The following is a 17,744-nucleotide window of genomic DNA, read 5'->3' as shown; positions in this document are numbered from 1 at the left end:
CTGGTCTGAACCGAGGAAGCTGAGGTTGCGAAGCTTCAACGTTCCAAGGAAAGACCAGATGAACGTCCACAAGAATGCGCCTTTGACGCCTAAAGGTCGAGAGGCGATGGTGCGAAGCGTGGTCGAGAGCGGGCTGAGCCAAGCCGCCGCGGCCGATCAGTTCAACACGACGCCGAAGACCGTTGCCAAATGGGTCAAGCGGTTCCGCGCAGAAGGTGTCGAGGGGTTGCGTGATCGCTCCTCAAGGCCCCTTTCATCGCCAAGCCAAACCCCGCCAGCCACGCGCGCCGCCGTCGAGGTGTTGCGCCGGCAGCGCCACACCGGCAAGCAGATCGCAGCCGAGGTCGGGGTGTCACGGGCAACTGTCAGCCGCGGCCTGCGGCGCGCAGGATCGGATGATCCGTAGCCCGGATGGAGCGAAGCGCAATCCGGGACCACCTTATCAGCGATCCAGCTCCCGCATTGCGCTTCGCTTCATGCGGGCTACGTCGCGACGGACAATTGACTTGATTGAAGCCCACCGCCTCCCCGACCAGCTCCGCGAAAACCTCCGCCTCGTCTTCGTCGGCACCGCCGCCTCGACGCGCTCGTCCGAGCTTGGGCATTACTACGCCCATCCCGGCAACCGGTTCTGGCGCGCGATCCATGAGGCCGGGATCACGCCACGGCGGTATCAGCCGGGCGAGTTCGCATCGCTGATCGAGCTCGGGATCGGCTTCACCGATCTCTCCAAGTCGGGCGCGGGGATGGATCACCAGATCGCGGCGGAGACGATCGATGTGCCGGGCTTCAGGGCGAAGATGGAAAAGTATCGGCCGCGGACGATTGCGTTCACGAGCAAGAAGGCGGCGAGCCTGTTTTACGGCAGGTCGTCAGCTGCGATTGCGCTGGGGCGGCAGGTGCGCGATGCGGACCTGCCGGAGATATTTGTGCTGCCGTCGCCGTCGGGCGCTGCCTCGGGGCATTGGACGATCGAGCCGTGGCGGGCACTGGCGGTGTGGATTGCGGCAGAGGGGGATGAACGATAGCGCTCCAAACTCAGCGGTCGTCCCGGCGAAGGCCGGGACCCATAACCACAGGCAGGAGTTTGGCGAAGACTCGTCGGTCGGTACGTCTACCGGCCGCACCCGTTAGATCACGCGGTATGGGTCCCGGCCTTCGCCGGGACGACACCGTTTGTTTGGTTACGCCGAACAACTCATCTCGCAGCTTCGTAGGGTGGGTTAGCTGTGCGGCTGCGCGAAGCGCGGGCCGCGCGGCGTAACCCACCGCTTCGGCCGCCGCGGAAGCGCAAGCGGTGGGTTACGCCTTGCGCAGTTCCGTGTTGATGGACCACGCTTGTGAGCGGCTAACCCACCCTACGCACTGCGTGGGTGGATGAACGATAGCACTCCACACACAGCGGTCGTCCCGGCGAAGGCCGGGACCCATAACCACAGGCAGGAGTTTGGCGAAGACTCGTCGTTCGGTACGCTTACCGGCCTCACCCGTTAGATCACGCGGTATGGGTCCCGGCCTTCGCCGGGACGACACCGTTTGTTTGGCTACGCCGAACAACTCATCTCGCTGCTTCGTAGGGTGGGTTAGCTGCGCGAAGCGCGGCCGCGCGGCGTAACCCACCGCTTCGGTCGCCGCGGAAGCGCAAGCGGTGGGTTACGCCTTGCGCAGTTCCGTGTTGATGGACCACGCTTGCGAGCGGCTAACCCACCCTACGCACCGCCACCGCCGCCCAACGCCGCCACTTCCCGCGCGAGATTGGCGCGGGCTTGCCGGTCATACGCCGCGGCGAAATCCGGATCGGGAAAGATCACCTCGCGGGCCGCGAAGCGGCGCAGCACCCGGGCGCGGCCGATGCGATAATCGTGCTCGCTGACATGGCCGAACTCGCGGCGGATCGCGGCGGCATACGCGTCGTAGCGCGCGGGATCAGCGCCGAGAATGCTGAGGTCGATCGAAATCAGGATCGCCCCCAAGCGATCGCCGGCATCCACATCGTGTGTCTTCGTCAGGCGGATCAGGCGGCCGACCACCTGACGAAGCTCGGCGCGAACGTGCTGCTCGGCGAGCTCCGCGCTGCGCTCCTCGTTGTCGGACCGGGTCGGATCGTAAACGACATCGTGCCACCAGATCGCCTCCGTCAGCGTCTCGCGCTCGGCTGCCGAAAGACCCTCGACCCGCGCGAGCGCGGCCAGGCAATCCTCGATATGCGCGAGATTATGATAGTGGCGGCCAGGCGCCGCATACGCGTCAGCCAGTTGGTCGCGCTTCATCAAGGCATCACTCCTCGAACGTCGCGTTGTCGATCTTGTCAGTATTGATGGCCATCGCGATCTCCCCCGAGCGATGTTTGGTCCATCCTACGGCACATGAGGCAATCCGCAACGCTCTCCAAGGACACAACTCTCGTAGGGTGGGCAAAGGCGCCCTTGCGCCGTGCCCACGACCTCTCCATGAGTTCGACAGAACGTGGGCACGTCGCGCCAAGACGCGCGCCTTTGCCCACCCTACGAGAGCGTGCCTAGAGATCGAAATTGGTCGGCATCATCACCACGTCGCGGATGGTCATGCCGCGCGGGCGGGTCAGCATGAACATCACGATTTCGGCGACTTCGCTGGCTTCCAGCAGGCTGCCGGAATCCCTGGCCTCCTGCAGCTTCTCAGGCGGCCAGTCCGCGAGCAGCGCGGTGACGACGGGGCCGGGCGAGATCGAGCCGACGCGGATGCCGTGCTTGAAGACCTGGCGCCGCACCGTCTGGACGAAGCAGTTGATCGCCCATTTCGACGAGGCATAGACCGGCTCCCATGGCGTCGGAAAATGCGCCGCCAGCGAGCTGGTGACGATGATGTCGCCGCTGCGGCGCGCGATCATGTGCGGCAGCACGTCGTGCACGTTCTTCATCACGACGTTGACGTTCAGGTTCAGCATCCGGTCGATCGCAATGGTGTCCGCATCGACCAGATCGCCGCCGACATAGCTGCCTGCGTTGGCGTGGAAGATGTCAAGCTGCCCTGCCTGCTCCAGCACGCGCGGCAGCAGCGCCGCGCAGTCTTTGGGGTCGAGCAGGTCCACGACCAGCGGGATCACGGCATCGCCGTGCTTGTTGCGAAGCGTGTTGAGCGCAGCCTCGTCACGATCGACCATCACCACGCGCGCGCCCGCGGCCAGCATCGCTTCCGAGCTCGCCAGCCCGATGCCCGACGCCGCGCCCGTCACCGCCGCAACCTTGCCTTCCAACGCTCTTGCCATGAGATCACCATTCTGCTGGGAGCGGCAGTATAGCGATGCGAGGCGCGCTCGCGAAGCAGATCGCCGGCCTCGTAGGGTGGGCAAAGGCGCAAAGCGCCGTGCCCACGGTCTCTCTCCGAATCCGGCAGAACGTGGGCACGGCGCGCGAAGAGCGCGCCTTTGCCCACCCTACATCCCATCATCCTCACCCCGCATACGCCTTGTCCAACTCCGCAATTACGAGCTTCCGCATCCCCATCATCGCCTGCATGACGCGGTTCGCCCTGGTGCGATCAGGATCGCTGAGATAGCGGCCGAGCGCGGACGGGATCACCTGCCAGGACAGGCCGAACCTGTCCTTGAGCCAGCCGCAGCGGGATTCCTCGCCGCCGTCGGCGGTGAGCGCTTGCCAAAAGTAATCCACCTCCTCCTGCGTCTCGACGCTGATGAAGAACGACACCGCCTCGTTGAAGCGGTATTGCGGCCCGCCATTGAGCGCGTGGAAGCGTTGCCCTTCGAGCTCGAACACCGCCATGAAGTCGCTGACGGTCTCGACCTCAGCGTTGGGGAATACGGATTTGTAGAAGGCGACGGCATCAGGAACATTGTTGTCGAACCAGAGAAACGGCGTGATGGAGGTCATGTCAGGATATCCTTTGCCTTGGACCAGGCGCGCCCACGCACGCCGTCGCACGAAGGACGAAGGCGGGGGCGATAATCCGACAGGCGGAATGGCATTTTTTGATCCGGAGAGCGGCCTCCGCCAAACGGATGATGCCGGGGTATCCTCCGATCGGCGTCGTGTGCGGACACTTGCCAGGGCGTGACAGCAGCGATACGACTTTGAGTGGAAAAATCGCGTTGGAACAGCCGGGCCTCAACCAGCGCACATGTCGAGGATGCCGCCGCATGAGCGACGATCTCTCCGGTGTCTGGGACGGCACTTACATCCAACCCGGCACGGGGATGGTCACGTTCACGGCGACGCTGGTCGAGGCCGGCGGCGCGCTCTCAGGCTGCGTCACCGAACCGTGCTCCAATCCGCGCTGCCCGGTGCGAACCCACAGCGCCTCGATCACGGGCCATCGCGCCGGCAGCGTGGTGTCCTTCGTCAAGCGCTACGAGCCGCCCGGCTATGGCTTCGACATCGTCCACTATGACGGCATCATGAACGGCGAGGCGACCGAGATCGACGGGCGCTGGCGGCTTCCGGGCACGTCAGGATCGTTCCTGATGATCCGCTCCGGCAAGCGCGCAGAGGCCGCCACCACCGACAAACGAGCCACGACGCCCGCCCGCGAGTAAAGGGAGCCATCATGCTGACGCTCTATTCCTATCCGGAGCTGTTCGGCGTCGCCGACAACAACGGCTATGGGCTCAAGGTCTACGCGTTCCTGAAGCTGTCAGGCGTTCCGTTCGTGCATGAGCATATCTTCGATGCCTCGGCCGCACCACGCGGGCAGCTGCCTTATATCGTCGACGACGGCGACACCATCGGCGACAGCGAGACCATCATCGCGCATGCGATCGCAAAATATCATCTGACCATCGATGCCGGACTGTCGCCGGCACAGCGCCGCACCCATCATTTCGTCACGCGCATGCTCGATGATCTCTACTGGGTGATGTCCTATTCGCGCTGGAAGGACGAGCGCTATTATCCCGCGTTTCGCGACGGCTTCATCGCGCAACATCAGCAGATCGATGCTGCCGGCTTCGAGAAGGCGAAAGCCTACAACGCGCAGCGCTACCACTACCAGGGCATCGGCCGCTACACGCCGGAGCAGGCCTACGCGCGGGGGCTGGCCGATTTGCAGGTGCTGGCCGAGATCGTGCCCGCAAATGGCTTCGTCGATGGCGAGCGCCCCACCAGCTGCGATGCCGGCATCTACGGCTTCATCGCGAATATCTATTACTTTCCGATCCCGACGCCGCTGAAGGCCTTCGTCGATGCGCATGGCAATCTCGTCGCGCATTGCGAGCGGGTGCATGCGATGGTGAGCGGGTAGCCACGTCCGGGATCTCGTAGGGTGGGTTAGTCCTGCGGATGCGCGAAGCGCAGGCCGCGGGGCGTAACCCACCATTTCTGTCACTGCGGAAACCAAAGAGGTGGGTTACGCATCGCGACCGCGCTTCGCGCCGTCGCGACGCCAACCCACCCTAGGGCACCGTGCCCTACTGCATCGTAATCGCAAGGCCGGATAGATCGGCATTCGCCATCAGGCCGGTCTGGGTGCCCGACAGCTCCAGCACCGCGCCCTTCTGGTTGGTGAGCACGATGGCGCGGGCGCCACGGCCGACGGCAAGGCCTGCCCCGGCAGCGCCGTAGACGCCGGCGACGTCGGACGGCCTGACGATGTTGGAGACGCGACCGCGCAGCACGGTCTTGGAGCCGCCGAAGACGAGGCCGTAATCGAGCCCGCCGGTCGAGAGTCCATAGGAGCGGCCGTGGAAGTTCAAAACGCCCGAACCGCCGGAGCCGCCGATGAACCAGCCCGCCTTGTAGATCGTCAGCACCACGGTGCCGCCGTCGGCCTGCGCCGCGGTCGAAAGGCCGGCAAAAGCGGCCATGGCGATGAGCGCGGCACGCAAGGTGGAAGCAATCTTCATGAGGCGTCTCCGGGGGCTATTTTTCTCGGGAGGAAAAGCGAATCAGACGCAGCAATCTATCCGATCGATCGCGGCGGCAACATGATGGGGTGTGGCCCATGAGGCGCGAGGTGGGTACCCACACACTCAACTGTCATCGCCCGGCTCGACCGGGCGAACCAGTATTCCAGAGGCCAGCGTTGAAAAGCTCGCTCTCACCACATCCGCCACGGCGTACTGGATGCCCCGGACGAGCCGGGGCATGACAGCCGAGTTCTTGGCGCTACAGGGCCCTCATGCCCGCATTCCCCCATCATGCCATTCTGCCACTGTTTTGCCCGACGGGTCAATGCGCATTTCTTCCTTCCCGAATTTGCGGTTTTGCCGATCATTTCTACTGTGCATGGGGTTGTTTTCGCGTTTTGTGTTGGAGCAGGCCGCGCATCCCGCTACGCTTCGCCCAACTTACCCGCACCCTCCGAGGCCCCCATGCCGATCCAGCATTTCGCGCCCCCGCCGCACGTCAAGGCGCCGCCGCTCTCTTTCGCGACCCGTGTCGGCGACCTCTTGTTCGTGTCAGGCATTCCCGGCTTCGATGCCCATGGCGCGCTGCCTGACGGCTTCGAGGCGCAGTTCGCCAACGTCGTCGTCAACATCAAGCGCGTGCTGGACGAGGCCGGTGCCACGACGCGCGACCTCGTCAAGGTCAATGTGCTCCTGACCCGCCCCACTGATGTTGCCGCGATGAATGCGCTCTATGCCGGCGCGTTCGGCCCGCCGCCATTCCCTGCACGCACCACCTGCGTGGTGCAGGCGCTGCCCGATCCCAAAATGCTGATCGAGATCGAGGCGGTGGCGTCGCTGGCGAAGTGAGCGTGTGTGTCCTGCAGGGCACGCAGCCAAACCAAGTGGTCGCGCCGGTCTGACATGTCCGTGAAAGCCGGCTCCCCGGCTTGCAAAGCAGCTGTTTTTACCGCACGAATTTTCGGTTCACCCGTCCAGACTGAGGAGATTTTCCATGCGTCGCGTTTTCGCCCTTTGTGCCGTTGCCGGCATCGCCAGCTCCGTCTTTGCCGCGCCCGCCTCCGCAAAGGTCGGCTATTACGTGATCCGCTGGGACAACACGGGCATCTGCCAGGTCTGGAACGAGGACCTGCACTACAAGCCGCTGCAGTGGGGCGTCTCGACCTACAAGGTCGTCAGCAAGCCGCTCCCGACCTTCGCCCAGGCTTCCGACCTCCAGATCAAGATGCGTGGCGAGCGCCGCTGTACGCTCTGAGCCATCAGGCGGGTCCTGATATCGAGGGCGGGTTGCGCATGCAGCCCGCCCTTTCCTTTTGGCGGCTTTGAACCTGATCAGCACACGGAACTACTCACCTCTTGTCCGGGGCGCAGGCTGAGGAAGCGCTCCGCACTCCTCCCCGTCATTGTCGGGAGGCGCATCACATCTTTCAATTGAGGAGCTGATCCATGCGTCGTCGTATTTCCATGCTCTGCGCTGCCGCCGGTCTTGCCGCAGCCGCTTTCGTCGCTGCGAGCCCCGCCGAAGCCGGCTATCATTTGATCCGCTGGCAGGACAGCGGCTTCTGCCAGATCTGGGACGAGAGCATTCCGACCACGCCGTGGCCCGCCGGCTATCATCGCGCCAGCACGACCGTTCCGACCTTCGTCGACGCACTGGCGATAAAGGACAGCGCGCTCAAGGCCGGTCACTGCCGCTGGTAAGTCTTCGATCGGCGGACGACAGGGCCGGGCAAGGATGCGACGCTAGCATCCTTGCCCGGTGGTTTTTTTGCCTCCCGAACAGGAGCAGCTCGATGCGCGCACCGACCACGACGCTGGCGGCCCTCGCCGCTTCGCTCCTGCTTGCCGCTGCAGTGCAGGCGCAAGCCCCGCAATCCTTCCGCGTCATCTCGCCGATCTTCGGCCAGCTCGTCGCCTTCGCGATGCCGTCGCATTTCGCTGCGGTGTTCGAGAACACCAGGGGCGGCCACTACATCCGCGAAGCCGTGCTGAAGGGCGAGACGCCCGAGCGCTGGACGCAGATGATCACGGTGACAGGCGAAAAGGGCATGACGCTGACGCCAGGGAGCTCGCCGGAGATGTTCGCGGGCACCATCGCCGGCGGCTTCAAATCGGCCTGCCCCGACAGCTTTGCGGCGCGGCCCCTGGGCGAGACCAGGTTCGGCCGCTTCGAGGGCTTTGTCGCGGTGATCGGCTGCGGCCGCATCGACAGCGGCCCGACGCGGCACAGCGAGACCACACTGCTGATCACGCTGAAGGGCACGAGCGACTATTACACAATCCAATGGGCCGAGCGCGGCCCGGAAAGCGACGAGCCGCCGGTCAACGACGTCAGCTGGCAAGCGCGCCTGCGCGACCTCAGTCCGATTGATCTCTGCCCGATCATGCCGGGCGAAGCCGCGCCCTATCCGAGCTGCGTCAACAAGAGCTGAGCGCTCTCAGGCGTCCTTGTGCGCGCCCGGATGAATCAAAACGTCGCGCGCGGCCGCGAGGTCGATGAAGGCCTGCGCGCTGCCGCCCTGGTCGGGATGCATGCCCTTGGCGGCGCGGCGATAGGCCTGGTTGATATCCTCGCAAGTGAGCTGCACCGCGAGTGGCAGGCCAAGCATCTTGCGGGCCCGATCCTCGCTGGACAGTTTCTTTGGCGCCGCGTTGCGACGGCCAAAGCGCGGCGCAGTCAGATCATGGACGACGTCGAGGATCACGCCGATGCGGCGGCGCGCGGCCAGCGTCACTCCGTGATCGTCATTGTCCGCGGCCTGGCGCAGCACGGGCAGCGCTTGCTCGGCCGCCTGGCGCAGCGTGGCGTCAGGGCTCATCCTGATGATCTCGGCCACCAGCCGGCCAGCCTCGGCCCAATCCGCCGTGTCCGACGCCCGCAGGCGCTCGAGCGCCAGTTTCCAGGATTCAAGTCGTTCCATCATGCGCGCAACGTTTAGCAACGCGGACGAGTATGCCTAGGCCGCCGTTTCCGCCGCCTTAATTTCGGGTTAGCCTTTCATGAAACTTAGAAACGAATCCGGGAGAAAATTGCCATGGCATTGCTCGCAAACCACATCGCTGTCGTCACGGGCGCCGGATCCGGCATCGGCCGGGCGATTGCCGCCGGCTATGCCCGCGAAGGCGCGCAAGTGGTGCTGCTCGACGTCAACGCCGCCACGGCCGCGGAGGCCGCCGAGGAGATCCGCAAGGCCGGCGGCAAGGCTACGAGCTTCGCGCTCGACGTGACCAGGCGTGACGACTGTTTCGCACTGGCCAAGCAGGTCGCCGATAAGGTCGGTCAGGTCTCGATCCTCGTCAACAATGCCGGCATCACCCGCCGCAATGCCTTTACCGCCGAGACCGAGGCGGTGGCAAAGGACTGGAACGACATCATCTCGCTCAACCTCAACGGCGTTTTCAACACGACGCAGGCGTTCCTCAGCGCCCTGCGCGCAACCAAGGGGCGTATCGTCAATATCGCCTCGATCCAGTCCTTCGTGCATCTGCGGACGCCGAGTTCGGCGGCCTACACCACTTCGAAGCATGGCGTGCTCGGCTTCACCAAGGCGCTCGCGGTCGAGCTCGGCAAGGAGGGCGTGCGCGTCAACGCGATCGGGCCGGGCTTCATCGAGACCAACCTCAACGCCCATGTGCGCGCCACCAATCCGGCATTGGTGCAGGCCTTCGTCGACCACACCCCGCTCGCGCGCACCGGCAAGCCCGAGGACATCGTCGGTCCCGCGATCTTCCTCGCGTCAGACCTGTCGTCCTTCGTCACAGGATCGATCGTGATGGTGGACGGCGGATATCGCACAGTGTGAGCCGCAAGAGATCGGTCCGCATCGCTATGCATCTCGTGCCAATCGCGGCAACGCTGCGGCATTCCCAAGGTCAATTCATAGCGATCGCCTGGAATTAACCTTTCATTAACCAAAGCCGCCCACCGTAGATCTACGGATTAGGAGTCGTTGTTCTCGATCCGCTTCCAACGATGGAAGCGGGCGTTGATCGGGGGAGTGTATTGATGACCACTGTTCATGTCGCGGCGCCCGAGCAGGGCACGCAATTGCTTGCACCCAATGAGATCGTCCCACTGTTGATCGGCGCGACCGTCGGCGAGGTCGAACGCGAGCTGGTACTGCAGACGCTCGCGCGCTGCGACGGCAACCGCACGCGTGCCTCGCGCGTGCTCGGCCTGTCGGTGCGCACGCTGCGCAACAAGATCAGGATCTATGCGGCCTCCGGCATCGAGGTGCCGGCCTATCACGACTAGCGCGTGACGGGGCCGAAGAGCGTCCGGTAACAGCTTCGTGCCGACAAGCAGTGACGTCGTGATGATCGCGACCCAGGTCGCGGTCGATGCGATTGCGCACAACGCGAAGGCCGTCAGTATCGCCCATGACGGCTGCGGCTCCTCGGCGTAGCCAACCGGGACGACGTCGGGGCACGATGCCGTCTTGCAGCGCCGATTGATGTTGATCAAGCCCGCCACGACGCGCGGGCGGAATTGCTGCTGCCGTCAAACGCCGCTAAGTAGCAAGCGTGCCAAGAGGGAGCAGCGGCGTGGCAGACGATCAGGGACGGCCGGGACCGCAGGGTCCGCGCGGACGGCAGGGCGAACCGGGACGGCCGGGGCCGCAGGGTCATCCGGGCAAGCGCGGCCCGGACGGCGCGCGCGGCAAGCCGGGACCACAAGGCAAGCCTGGACCGACCGGAAAGGCTGGACCTCAGGGCAAGCCTGGCTTGCCAGGCAAGCCAGGCGAGGTCGGTCCGCGGGGTGCCGCAGGACCCCAGGGCCCCGCAGGACCCCAGGGCCCCGCAGGATCTCAGGGCCCCGCAGGACTTCAGGGCCCAGTCGGTCCGCAGGGCCCGCGCGGCGAGCCGGGCCCGCCCGGCCAGTTGCCATCGATCGAGCAAGTGCTGCCGTGGCTCGATCAGCTGTTCGACGCCTGGGACGAGCGCCGCCGCCAGCGCGAGCAGGAAGCCGCCGAGCGCACCGCCCTCGAAGCTGCAGTGCACGAGGTTGAAGATGCGTCCTCGGATAACGATAGCGACGAGGACGAAGGCGACGAGCCCAAGAAAAAGAAGAAAAAGAAGAAGCACGGCCAGAAGGGCTAAAGCATGATCCGGAAAAATGCGAAGCGGTTTTCCGAAAGATCATGCTCAAACCACGAGCTGAAGCGCGATGATCATCGCGCTTTGCGCCGTTACTTCGCCTGGTTGTCACGTCGCGGCACCATGCCCATGCGCTCGAACTGCCAGCGCATGGCGCGGTACCAGAGATAGCCGACAGCCGCGCCGCAAACCGCCAGGATCACCACGTTCGCGCTCGAGAACGAGCCGCTCCACCACATCATCCACGCTGTCCACAACAGCGTGAATATGATGGCACCTGCTTTCAGCGGAAGAAGGGGACGGCTCATGGTTCCTGCTCCGGGTTGTCAGAACCCCGGCAGACATCATCGCGCGTCACGGCCAACGCCACCGTGAGGCAGGTCACGGTGGGACTTTGTGTAACGTCTAGCCGAAGCGCAGACGCGAACGCTCCTTCGCCTTCTCCGCCTCGACCTCTCGGTCGCGCGCCGGCGCGTGGGTATGCAGCGAGGTCAGTAGTTTTCGCGCAGCCTCTGAAACCTCCGCCACCGCCCGGTCGAAGGCCGCCTCATTGGCCTGTGAGGGCTTGTTGAAGCCGGAGAGCTTTCGCACAAACTGAAGCGCGCTGGCATGGATCTCCTCCTCCGTCGCCGGCGGCTCAAAATTGAACAGGGTCTTGATGTTGCGACACATGCAGTCTCTCCCGGTGATGTCCTCATAAGACGGTCGGCGAAGCCGAAATCCTACATCCGTCCGGACACTTCTGCTAAGGTCCACGCCAACGCGGCCGCCAGAGATGAGCCGCATGGGGAGAGAAACGTGAAAGCTTCTTGCGCAGCACTGTCGGCCGTCCTGCTGTCGATTTCGGCATCGGCATTCGCGGCAGACTACCCGGCACCGAAACAGGGCGACTGGATCGCCAGGGACTTCAAGTTCCATACCGGCGAGGTCATGCCGGAACTGAGGCTGCATTACGCCACGATCGGTGAACCGACCGGACAGCCGGTGCTGGTGCTGCACGGCACCGGGGGCTCTGGCGCGAGCATGCTGACGCCCGCCTTCGCCGGCGAATTGTTCGGAGCCGGCCAGCCGCTCGATGCGTCCAAATATTACATCATCCTTCCAGATGCGATCGGCCACGGCAAATCGTCGAAGCCCTCCGATGGCATGAAGACGAGCTTCCCGAAATACAATTACAACGACATGGTCGAGGCGCAGCATCGCCTCGTGACTGAAGGCCTTGGCGTCAAGCACCTGCGGCTCGTGATCGGCAATTCCATGGGCGGCATGCAGACATGGCTGTGGGGCGAGAAATATCCGAAGGACATGGACGCGCTGGTGCCGATGGCCTCACAGCCGACCGAGATGGCGTCACGCAACTGGATGCTGCGGCGGATCATGCTCGACACCATCAGGAGCGATCCCGACTACAACGGCGGCAACTATACCGGCCAGCCACGGATGATGAAGTATGCGATCACCGCCTATGGCATCGCCAGCATCGGTGGCACGCTCGCCTACCAGCAACAGGCGCCGACCGCGGCAAAGGCCGACGCGATCGTTGACGAGCGGCTGGCGACGCCGATTACCGCTGACGCGAACGATTACGTTTATCAATGGGAGTCCTCGCATGACTACAAAGCCGCCGAGAAGCTCGAGGCGATCGAGGCCTCGCTGCTGCTGATCAATTCCGCCGACGACGAGCGCAACCCGCCCGAGACCGGGATCACGGATGCCGCGATGAAGCGGGTCAAGAACGGCAAGCTGTACCTCATCCCCGCGAGCACCGAGACGCGTGGCCACGGCACCACCAGCAACGCAAAATTCTACAGCGAACAGGTCCGGCAACTGCTGCAAACCGCACCGCAGCGCACGATGTAGACATCTTCCAGCGACCTCAATATCGCAACGCATCATGTGCGGCGCCCCCGCGCCGCATATTATTTGAGCATGCAATGAGCGGACGGCTCGGGCTTAATCGCGTCAGCGATACGAATCGACAACGCGATGAGGAGGATTTGCATGCACAGGCTTGCGCTGTGCGTTTGGCTCGCCGCGATGACGGGCACCGCGCTCGCGTTCGACAATGGCCAGTACGATAGCGTTCCACCCGACATCCGTGCGTGGTTCAAGAGCGTAATCGCGCCGAACGGCGTACCCTGCTGCGACATCTCCGATGGCCACCGCACGGACTACGACGTGCGCAAAGGTGCGTACTGGGTGCCGATCGAGGGACAGTGGATGGAGGTGCCTGAGCGCGCCATCATCCGCGATCGCGGCAATCCGGTCGGTCAAGCCGTGGTGTGGTACGTCCACCACCGCGGCGCAATCATCATCAGCTGCTTCGTGCCTGCCGACGCCGTCTGACGTCTCAAGGGGAATTCATTGGCGGACGTAGCCCGATCGGGTAGTTTGACGCCGAGCTCATCCGGAGGCACGCCGTTGACTGACCTTTGCGCCGAAGACCTCGCCACCATCTATGCGAAGCCAACCCCGCGCGTGATCGCCAAGGCGCGTCCCGCGATCGATGCGCATGCGAGGAAGTTCATCGAGATGTCGCCGTTCTGCGTGCTCGCGACATCGGGCACCGATGGAAGCGTCGATGCCTCACCGCGCGGTGGCGGCGTCGGCTTTGTCCATGTCGCCGGCCCAAACCAGTTGCTGATGCCCGACCGCGCCGGCAATAACCGCATCGACAGTTTTCGCAATGTCGTCGAAGGCTCGGGGTTCGTGCATTTGCTGTTCTTCGTCCCTGGGATTGACGAAACGCTGCGCGTTGGCGGGCGCGGAACACTCTCGGCCGATCCGGATCTGCTCGCCGCGATGGTGGAGTTCGGCAAGCCGCCGCGCGCGGTGCTGAGCGTCGCCGTCAACGAAGTCTACTTCCACTGCGGCAAGGCTCTGATGCGCTCCAAGCTGTGGTCGACGGAGAAGGTGCCGCGCTCAGTGATGCCCAGCATCAGCCAGGTCATCCACGATCAGACCAGCCTCGGCGAGCCCGAAAGCCAGGAGATCGTGGAGGAGCGCTACAAGGCGCAGCTGTAACGGGATGTTCGCGGCTCAAACAGACCGTCATGCCCGGGCTCGTGCCGGGCATCCGCATTCTTCGTCCCGCGTCGCAAGACGTGGATGGCCGGGTCAAGCCCGGCCATGACGAAACGAGAGAGCGAGGCTCAGTGCCCCTCGCCCTCGAGCCCGCCGACGTGCTTCTGGGTGTAGAGCTCGAGGCCGATGCGGCCGATCAAGTCGAGCTGGGTTTCGAGGAAGTCGATGTGGTGCTCCTCGTCGCTCATCAGCTTCTCGAACAGGTCGCGCGTGACGTAGTCCTTGACGCCGTGGCAGTAAGTCGCCGCTTCCTGGTAGAGCGCACGCGCGCTCATCTCGGCGGCAAGATCGCACTCGATGATCTCCTTGACGTTCTGGCCGATGCGGAGCGGATCCAGCACCTGCATGTTCGGGAAGCCGTCGAAGAACAGGATGCGCGCAGTGAGCTTGTCAGCGTGCTCCATCTCCTCGATGGACTCCTTGCGCCAGACCTTGGCCATGTCGAGAAGGCCCCAATTGTCGAGGAAGCGGTAGTGCAGCCAGTACTGGTTGATCGCAGTCAGTTCGTGACGCAGCGCCTTGTTGAGATAGTCGATAACTTTTGCGTCGCCTTGCATGGTCCACTCCAGCTCCTGCAGTCCAAATCGGTTCCATCCGATTTAGAACGCTTCTAAATGAGTTTAAATACAAGGGCAACTGACTGCCGGGACGCAGCCGGGGAAAAGCTCAGCCGGCGTCGCGGAAATTTTCAGCAGGCCGCGAGGGCGAACTGGGCGGGTTCGGCGAACTCGTCGTTCGCAGCCACCGTGTGGCTGTGCGGGCAACCGGCGCAGCAGGACTGCGCACACGGGCCGAGCGCTTCGTCGATGATCGTCTTGATCGTTCGGGCGCAGCGACCGCATTCGGCGCTACAGCCGAGGCATCCATAGACCTGCTTGGCATGGCGCACAGCATCGTCGGACTCGGCGACGGCGGCGCGGATATCGTCATCGCTCAGCACGTTACAGGAACAAACGATCATGGAAGCGATAGGCCCCTTCGGTGATGCACCATCATCGATATTTAAGGGGCCGGCCGGACGCAAAAGGAAAAACCGGTATTTCAAGCTATTCCAAACTGGCCCGGATAAAGCCTAGAACGGCTCTAAATTAGCGAGTTGCGCTGGATCAAAAGGATGCCGGACCGGGCTTAATCGCTGCTCCCGCCGCCTCCACCATCACCACCGCCGCCACAATCTCCACCGCTGCCGCCACTATCACTGGCGGAGCAGCTGCCGCTGTCGGTCGAGCTTCCGGAACTGTCGCTGGGGAACCAGCTTCCTAACGAGAAGCCGTCATTCGTCGTATCCGAATAGCTGTCGGCGCCGCCATCGCCGCTTGCTCTGGTACGCGTCCGAGGGGCGCGGTTCTGCAGGTGGGTCATCAGGGCATAACCCACCACGCCAACGGCGCCGAAGGCGATCAGGGCATTGGTCAGGGCATTCATCGTCGTCTCCTGGAAGCCTCTGTCTCAACCATTGGTCGCACCCGCCCATTGCGCCGTTCATTGATCATTCAAGCGAAATATGGAACTTTGGCCGCAAGAGTTATGCGTTCCTGTGAAAGGTCGAGCCGATGAAGAAGACGCTATTGGCAATCGCTGCCGCCGCCACCCTGGTCCTGACCACGGGAGCGCCTGCCCACGCGCAGCGAGGTGTCGCAGCAGGCGTCGCCGCCGGCATCATCGGTGGTGCCATCGTCGGTGGCGCGCTGGCGTCTCCGTATTATTACGGACCCGGCCCCGGTTACGCCTATGGCCCAGGCTACGGCTACTATCCGCCCCGCTATTACGCGCCGGGTCCCGGCTACGTGGCCGACGACTATTACGGCGATGGTTGCGTCTGGCAGAAGCAGCGCTTCTGGGACGGCTACGCCTGGCGCGTTCGCCGCGTCCGAGTCTGTGGCTGAGGCGCGTTAGACCGGATCGCTGGAGCCGTTCTCGTTGGGCCGGTTCACTACGGATGCGCCGTTCATCTCAAAGCCTGAAAAAGACCGCTTTTTCTCGTCACAGCTCCGTGTGCGTTTACCGTGGATTGACCAATTGCGCGCTTTCTAGCTGCAAGGCCAATTCCATTAGAGTGTGCGTGAACCTTTGAACCCTGGACGCTCCTAACAAGGGACGTCCTTCTCCCAGGAGAGCCAAGAGCATGAAGAAGACTATTGTTGCCGCCCTCACGGTTGCGACGATCGCCGGTTCGCTGGTGACCGCCACTCCGTCCGCCAAAGCCGGTGACAACATCGGCGCCGGCATCGCGGCCGGCCTGATCGGCGGCGCCATTGTCGGCGGCGCGATCGCATCGAGCCGTCCGGCCTATGGTGGCCCGGTTTACGTCGCCGAGCCCGCTCCGCCCCCGCCGCCCTGCTACTGGCAGCGGCAGCGCTATTGGGACGGTTACGGCTGGGTCATTCGCCCGGTTCGCGTCTGCTACTGATCCGATCGCACGGCGCTGACCAGGCGCTGCGATCGAAGCCCGGCCGAGACCATCGGCCGGGCTTTTTCTTTGGGAAGGCCGCTAGCGCGCGGCCTGGATCGAGCGCAGCACCTCTTCGCTCGGCCAGCAATCAACCTTGAGCGCCGCCGATTTCTGATAAGCGCCGAGCGCGGCGCGCGTCTGCATGCCGGCCTTGCCGTCGATCTTGTCCTTGTACAATCCGATGCGGGTGAGCCCGCGCTGCATCGCCTCCACATCCTTCGTACGCAGCTGCTTCGATGCCGACCATGGCGTCGCAAACGGCAGCGGGCTGGTCATGCGGTCGCTGAGATGACCGACGAACAGCACGTAAAGGTCGGAAAAATTGTATTCCTTGATGACGTAGTAATTCTTCGTGGTCAGGAATGCCGGACCATAGATGCCCTCCGGCTGAAGCAGCGAGGCCGGCTGAGCCTGCTCTGCGGCACTCAGCTTCTGCCCGCGCACCGGCACGAAGCCTTCACGCAACCACTGACCGATCGGCTTGGTCACCTCAGGCACGCCAATGGTGCAGTCGACCTTGGCAGGTGCCTGCACTTCATAGGCCCAGCGCACGCCACTCTGCCATCCCTTGTTGACGAGCTGCTGCGCAGCCGAGGCGAGCGCATCCGGCACCGAGTGCCAAATGTCGATGCGACCATCGCCGTCGAAATCGACGCCATGCTTGTAATATTCGGACGGCAGGAATTGCGTGAGCCCTGTGGCACCCGCCCATGATGAGGTCATGTCCTTGCGCGTCACCACGCCCTCGCCGAGGATCTTCAGCGCGAGGATGAACTCGTTGCGATAGGTGTCCTTGCGCCGGCCGACATAGGCCTGCGTTGCCAGCACGCGGACGAGATCGTAGGGCAGTTTATAGCGACCATAGTCGGTTTCACGTCCCCAGATCGCGAGCATGACGGTCGCAGGGACGCCGGAGCTCTTCTCGATCTTCGTCAGCGCGACATTGTATTTTTGCAGCAGCCGCTGTCCCTCGCCCGCGAGATTCGCAATCGAGGCTTCCCGGACGTAATCGGCCGGCACCTGCACGAACTCGGCCTGCGACGGCGCACCGGTCGCGGGCCGCCCCGGCAGAATCAGATCGGGCAGCTTGTAGTCAGGCTCAAGCCCGCGCGTCTCTCGGTCGAACGTCGCGCGCGAGACGCCGGCCTCTTGCGCTTCCGGCCAGAGCGAGGCGATGAACTGCGTAAAGGCAGCATCGGCAGCATGGGCGGACGGCCATCCGCCGGCGATGATGATCGCCGCAGCGATGAGCGCCCGCCGCATCATCACACC

Annotated in this window: 27 protein-coding genes; 16 read left to right on the top strand and 11 right to left on the bottom strand. The window is 63.9% G+C overall.

Features of this window, described 5'->3' with window-relative positions; all coding sequences use genetic code 11:
- The first annotated feature begins 58 nt into the window (after window positions 1-58).
- Entirely contained in the window at window positions 59-406 is a 348-nt protein-coding gene (locus tag XH80_RS34675) for a helix-turn-helix domain-containing protein (RefSeq protein ID WP_271602487.1), read from the top strand.
- Between the two features lie 70 nt (window positions 407-476).
- A complete protein-coding gene (locus tag XH80_RS34670) occupies window positions 477-1,028 on the top strand; it encodes a mismatch-specific DNA-glycosylase (protein WP_271602486.1) in 552 nt (183 codons plus the stop codon).
- 681 nt (window positions 1,029-1,709) lie between these two features.
- Here XH80_RS34670 and XH80_RS34665 read toward each other — a convergent pair.
- The 3 genes from XH80_RS34665 to XH80_RS34655 all read right to left on the bottom strand — a co-directional run bounded on the left by XH80_RS34665 (window position 1,710) and on the right by XH80_RS34655 (window position 3,869).
- Window positions 1,710-2,270, bottom strand: a complete 561-nt coding sequence (locus tag XH80_RS34665) for an HD domain-containing protein (protein WP_271602485.1) — start codon at window positions 2,268-2,270, stop codon at window positions 1,710-1,712.
- A 248-nt stretch (window positions 2,271-2,518) separates the two neighbouring features.
- Entirely contained in the window at window positions 2,519-3,247 is a 729-nt protein-coding gene (locus tag XH80_RS34660) for an SDR family oxidoreductase (protein WP_271602484.1), read from the bottom strand.
- 184 nt (window positions 3,248-3,431) lie between these two features.
- On the bottom strand, window positions 3,432-3,869 hold the full coding sequence (locus XH80_RS34655) for a VOC family protein (protein WP_271602483.1): 438 nt from the start codon (window positions 3,867-3,869) through the stop codon (window positions 3,432-3,434).
- 266 nt (window positions 3,870-4,135) lie between these two features.
- Between XH80_RS34655 and XH80_RS34650 the strand changes: the two genes are divergently transcribed.
- Both XH80_RS34650 and XH80_RS34645 read left to right on the top strand, forming a co-directional pair.
- Window positions 4,136-4,531, top strand: coding sequence for a hypothetical protein (locus tag XH80_RS34650; protein ID WP_271602482.1), 396 nt, complete (start codon window positions 4,136-4,138; stop codon window positions 4,529-4,531).
- Between the two features lie 11 nt (window positions 4,532-4,542).
- Entirely contained in the window at window positions 4,543-5,235 is a 693-nt protein-coding gene (locus XH80_RS34645; protein WP_271602481.1) for a glutathione S-transferase family protein, read from the top strand.
- A 166-nt stretch (window positions 5,236-5,401) separates the two neighbouring features.
- Here XH80_RS34645 and XH80_RS34640 read toward each other — a convergent pair whose 3' ends face one another.
- Complete coding sequence (locus XH80_RS34640) at window positions 5,402-5,836, bottom strand: hypothetical protein (RefSeq protein WP_220006806.1); 435 nt, start codon at window positions 5,834-5,836, stop codon at window positions 5,402-5,404.
- 468 nt (window positions 5,837-6,304) lie between these two features.
- Between XH80_RS34640 and XH80_RS34635 the strand changes: the two genes are divergently transcribed.
- From XH80_RS34635 to XH80_RS34620, 4 genes are all read left to right on the top strand, one after another.
- Window positions 6,305-6,688 (top strand): RidA family protein, encoded by a 384-nt coding sequence (locus tag XH80_RS34635; protein ID WP_220006805.1) that lies wholly within the window; start codon window positions 6,305-6,307, stop codon window positions 6,686-6,688.
- Between the two features lie 145 nt (window positions 6,689-6,833).
- On the top strand, window positions 6,834-7,094 hold the full coding sequence (locus tag XH80_RS34630; protein WP_057754219.1) for a hypothetical protein: 261 nt from the start codon (window positions 6,834-6,836) through the stop codon (window positions 7,092-7,094).
- Between the two features lie 191 nt (window positions 7,095-7,285).
- Window positions 7,286-7,540 (top strand): hypothetical protein, encoded by a 255-nt coding sequence (locus XH80_RS34625; RefSeq protein WP_271602480.1) that lies wholly within the window; start codon window positions 7,286-7,288, stop codon window positions 7,538-7,540.
- A gap of 92 nt (window positions 7,541-7,632) precedes the next feature.
- Window positions 7,633-8,271, top strand: a complete 639-nt coding sequence (locus XH80_RS34620; RefSeq protein ID WP_271602479.1) for a hypothetical protein — start codon at window positions 7,633-7,635, stop codon at window positions 8,269-8,271.
- Window positions 8,272-8,277: 6 nt separating this feature from the next.
- On the opposite strand, the gene XH80_RS34615 is transcribed toward XH80_RS34620, so the two are convergent.
- Window positions 8,278-8,763, bottom strand: coding sequence for a J domain-containing protein (locus XH80_RS34615; protein WP_271602478.1), 486 nt, complete (start codon window positions 8,761-8,763; stop codon window positions 8,278-8,280).
- A 111-nt stretch (window positions 8,764-8,874) separates the two neighbouring features.
- On the opposite strand from XH80_RS34615, the gene XH80_RS34610 reads away from it, so the two are divergent.
- The 3 genes from XH80_RS34610 (at window position 8,875) to XH80_RS34600 (ending at window position 10,939) form a co-directional block, all read left to right on the top strand.
- The gene (locus XH80_RS34610) at window positions 8,875-9,642 is read left to right on the top strand and encodes an SDR family NAD(P)-dependent oxidoreductase (RefSeq protein WP_271602477.1); all 768 of its coding nucleotides are present in this window, start codon (window positions 8,875-8,877) and stop codon (window positions 9,640-9,642) included.
- A 203-nt stretch (window positions 9,643-9,845) separates the two neighbouring features.
- Window positions 9,846-10,094 (top strand): helix-turn-helix domain-containing protein, encoded by a 249-nt coding sequence (locus XH80_RS34605; protein ID WP_057754205.1) that lies wholly within the window; start codon window positions 9,846-9,848, stop codon window positions 10,092-10,094.
- A 290-nt stretch (window positions 10,095-10,384) separates the two neighbouring features.
- Window positions 10,385-10,939 carry a collagen-like protein gene (locus tag XH80_RS34600; protein ID WP_271602476.1) on the top strand — a complete coding sequence of 185 codons (555 nt, stop codon included), beginning with the start codon at window positions 10,385-10,387 and terminating at the stop codon, window positions 10,937-10,939.
- Window positions 10,940-11,028: 89 nt separating this feature from the next.
- Here XH80_RS34600 and XH80_RS34595 read toward each other — a convergent pair whose 3' ends face one another.
- Entirely contained in the window at window positions 11,029-11,244 is a 216-nt protein-coding gene (locus XH80_RS34595; RefSeq protein WP_057754199.1) for a hypothetical protein, read from the bottom strand.
- A 97-nt stretch (window positions 11,245-11,341) separates the two neighbouring features.
- The gene (locus tag XH80_RS34590; protein ID WP_057754196.1) at window positions 11,342-11,608 is read right to left on the bottom strand and encodes a DUF2277 domain-containing protein; all 267 of its coding nucleotides are present in this window, start codon (window positions 11,606-11,608) and stop codon (window positions 11,342-11,344) included.
- Window positions 11,609-11,734: 126 nt separating this feature from the next.
- Between XH80_RS34590 and XH80_RS34585 the strand changes: the two genes are divergently transcribed.
- The 3 genes from XH80_RS34585 (at window position 11,735) to XH80_RS34575 (ending at window position 13,960) form a co-directional block, all read left to right on the top strand.
- Window positions 11,735-12,796: an alpha/beta fold hydrolase gene (locus XH80_RS34585; RefSeq protein ID WP_271602475.1), complete on the top strand. Its 1,062-nt coding sequence runs from the start codon at window positions 11,735-11,737 to the stop codon at window positions 12,794-12,796.
- Between the two features lie 141 nt (window positions 12,797-12,937).
- Entirely contained in the window at window positions 12,938-13,282 is a 345-nt protein-coding gene (locus XH80_RS34580) for a hypothetical protein (protein ID WP_128950206.1), read from the top strand.
- Window positions 13,283-13,357: 75 nt separating this feature from the next.
- On the top strand, window positions 13,358-13,960 hold the full coding sequence (locus XH80_RS34575; protein WP_271602474.1) for an MSMEG_1061 family FMN-dependent PPOX-type flavoprotein: 603 nt from the start codon (window positions 13,358-13,360) through the stop codon (window positions 13,958-13,960).
- Window positions 13,961-14,088: 128 nt separating this feature from the next.
- Here XH80_RS34575 and bfr read toward each other — a convergent pair whose 3' ends face one another.
- The 3 genes from bfr to XH80_RS34560 all read right to left on the bottom strand — a co-directional run bounded on the left by bfr (window position 14,089) and on the right by XH80_RS34560 (window position 15,445).
- Window positions 14,089-14,577, bottom strand: coding sequence for a bacterioferritin (gene bfr, locus XH80_RS34570; protein ID WP_011089420.1), 489 nt, complete (start codon window positions 14,575-14,577; stop codon window positions 14,089-14,091).
- Between the two features lie 131 nt (window positions 14,578-14,708).
- Window positions 14,709-14,981, bottom strand: coding sequence for a (2Fe-2S)-binding protein (locus tag XH80_RS34565; protein WP_057754191.1), 273 nt, complete (start codon window positions 14,979-14,981; stop codon window positions 14,709-14,711).
- Between the two features lie 167 nt (window positions 14,982-15,148).
- A complete protein-coding gene (locus XH80_RS34560; RefSeq protein WP_271602473.1) occupies window positions 15,149-15,445 on the bottom strand; it encodes a hypothetical protein in 297 nt (98 codons plus the stop codon).
- Between the two features lie 128 nt (window positions 15,446-15,573).
- Here XH80_RS34560 and XH80_RS34555 point away from each other — a divergent pair, with 128 nt between their 5' ends.
- Together XH80_RS34555 and XH80_RS34550 are read left to right on the top strand one after the other, a co-directional pair.
- Complete coding sequence (locus XH80_RS34555; RefSeq protein ID WP_057754185.1) at window positions 15,574-15,906, top strand: hypothetical protein; 333 nt, start codon at window positions 15,574-15,576, stop codon at window positions 15,904-15,906.
- A 239-nt stretch (window positions 15,907-16,145) separates the two neighbouring features.
- Complete coding sequence (locus XH80_RS34550; RefSeq protein WP_057754182.1) at window positions 16,146-16,430, top strand: hypothetical protein; 285 nt, start codon at window positions 16,146-16,148, stop codon at window positions 16,428-16,430.
- Window positions 16,431-16,511: 81 nt separating this feature from the next.
- Here XH80_RS34550 and XH80_RS34545 read toward each other — a convergent pair whose 3' ends face one another.
- Entirely contained in the window at window positions 16,512-17,738 is a 1,227-nt protein-coding gene (locus XH80_RS34545) for a lytic murein transglycosylase (protein ID WP_271602472.1), read from the bottom strand.
- Window positions 17,739-17,744: the final 6 nt, after the last annotated feature.

This window comes from Bradyrhizobium sp. CCBAU 45384 (genome assembly GCF_028128665.1).
GTDB lineage: Bacteria > Pseudomonadota > Alphaproteobacteria > Rhizobiales > Xanthobacteraceae > Bradyrhizobium > Bradyrhizobium manausense.
The sequence above is the reverse complement of the archived record's forward strand: the minus strand, read 5'-3'. Positions and strand labels throughout refer to the sequence as shown.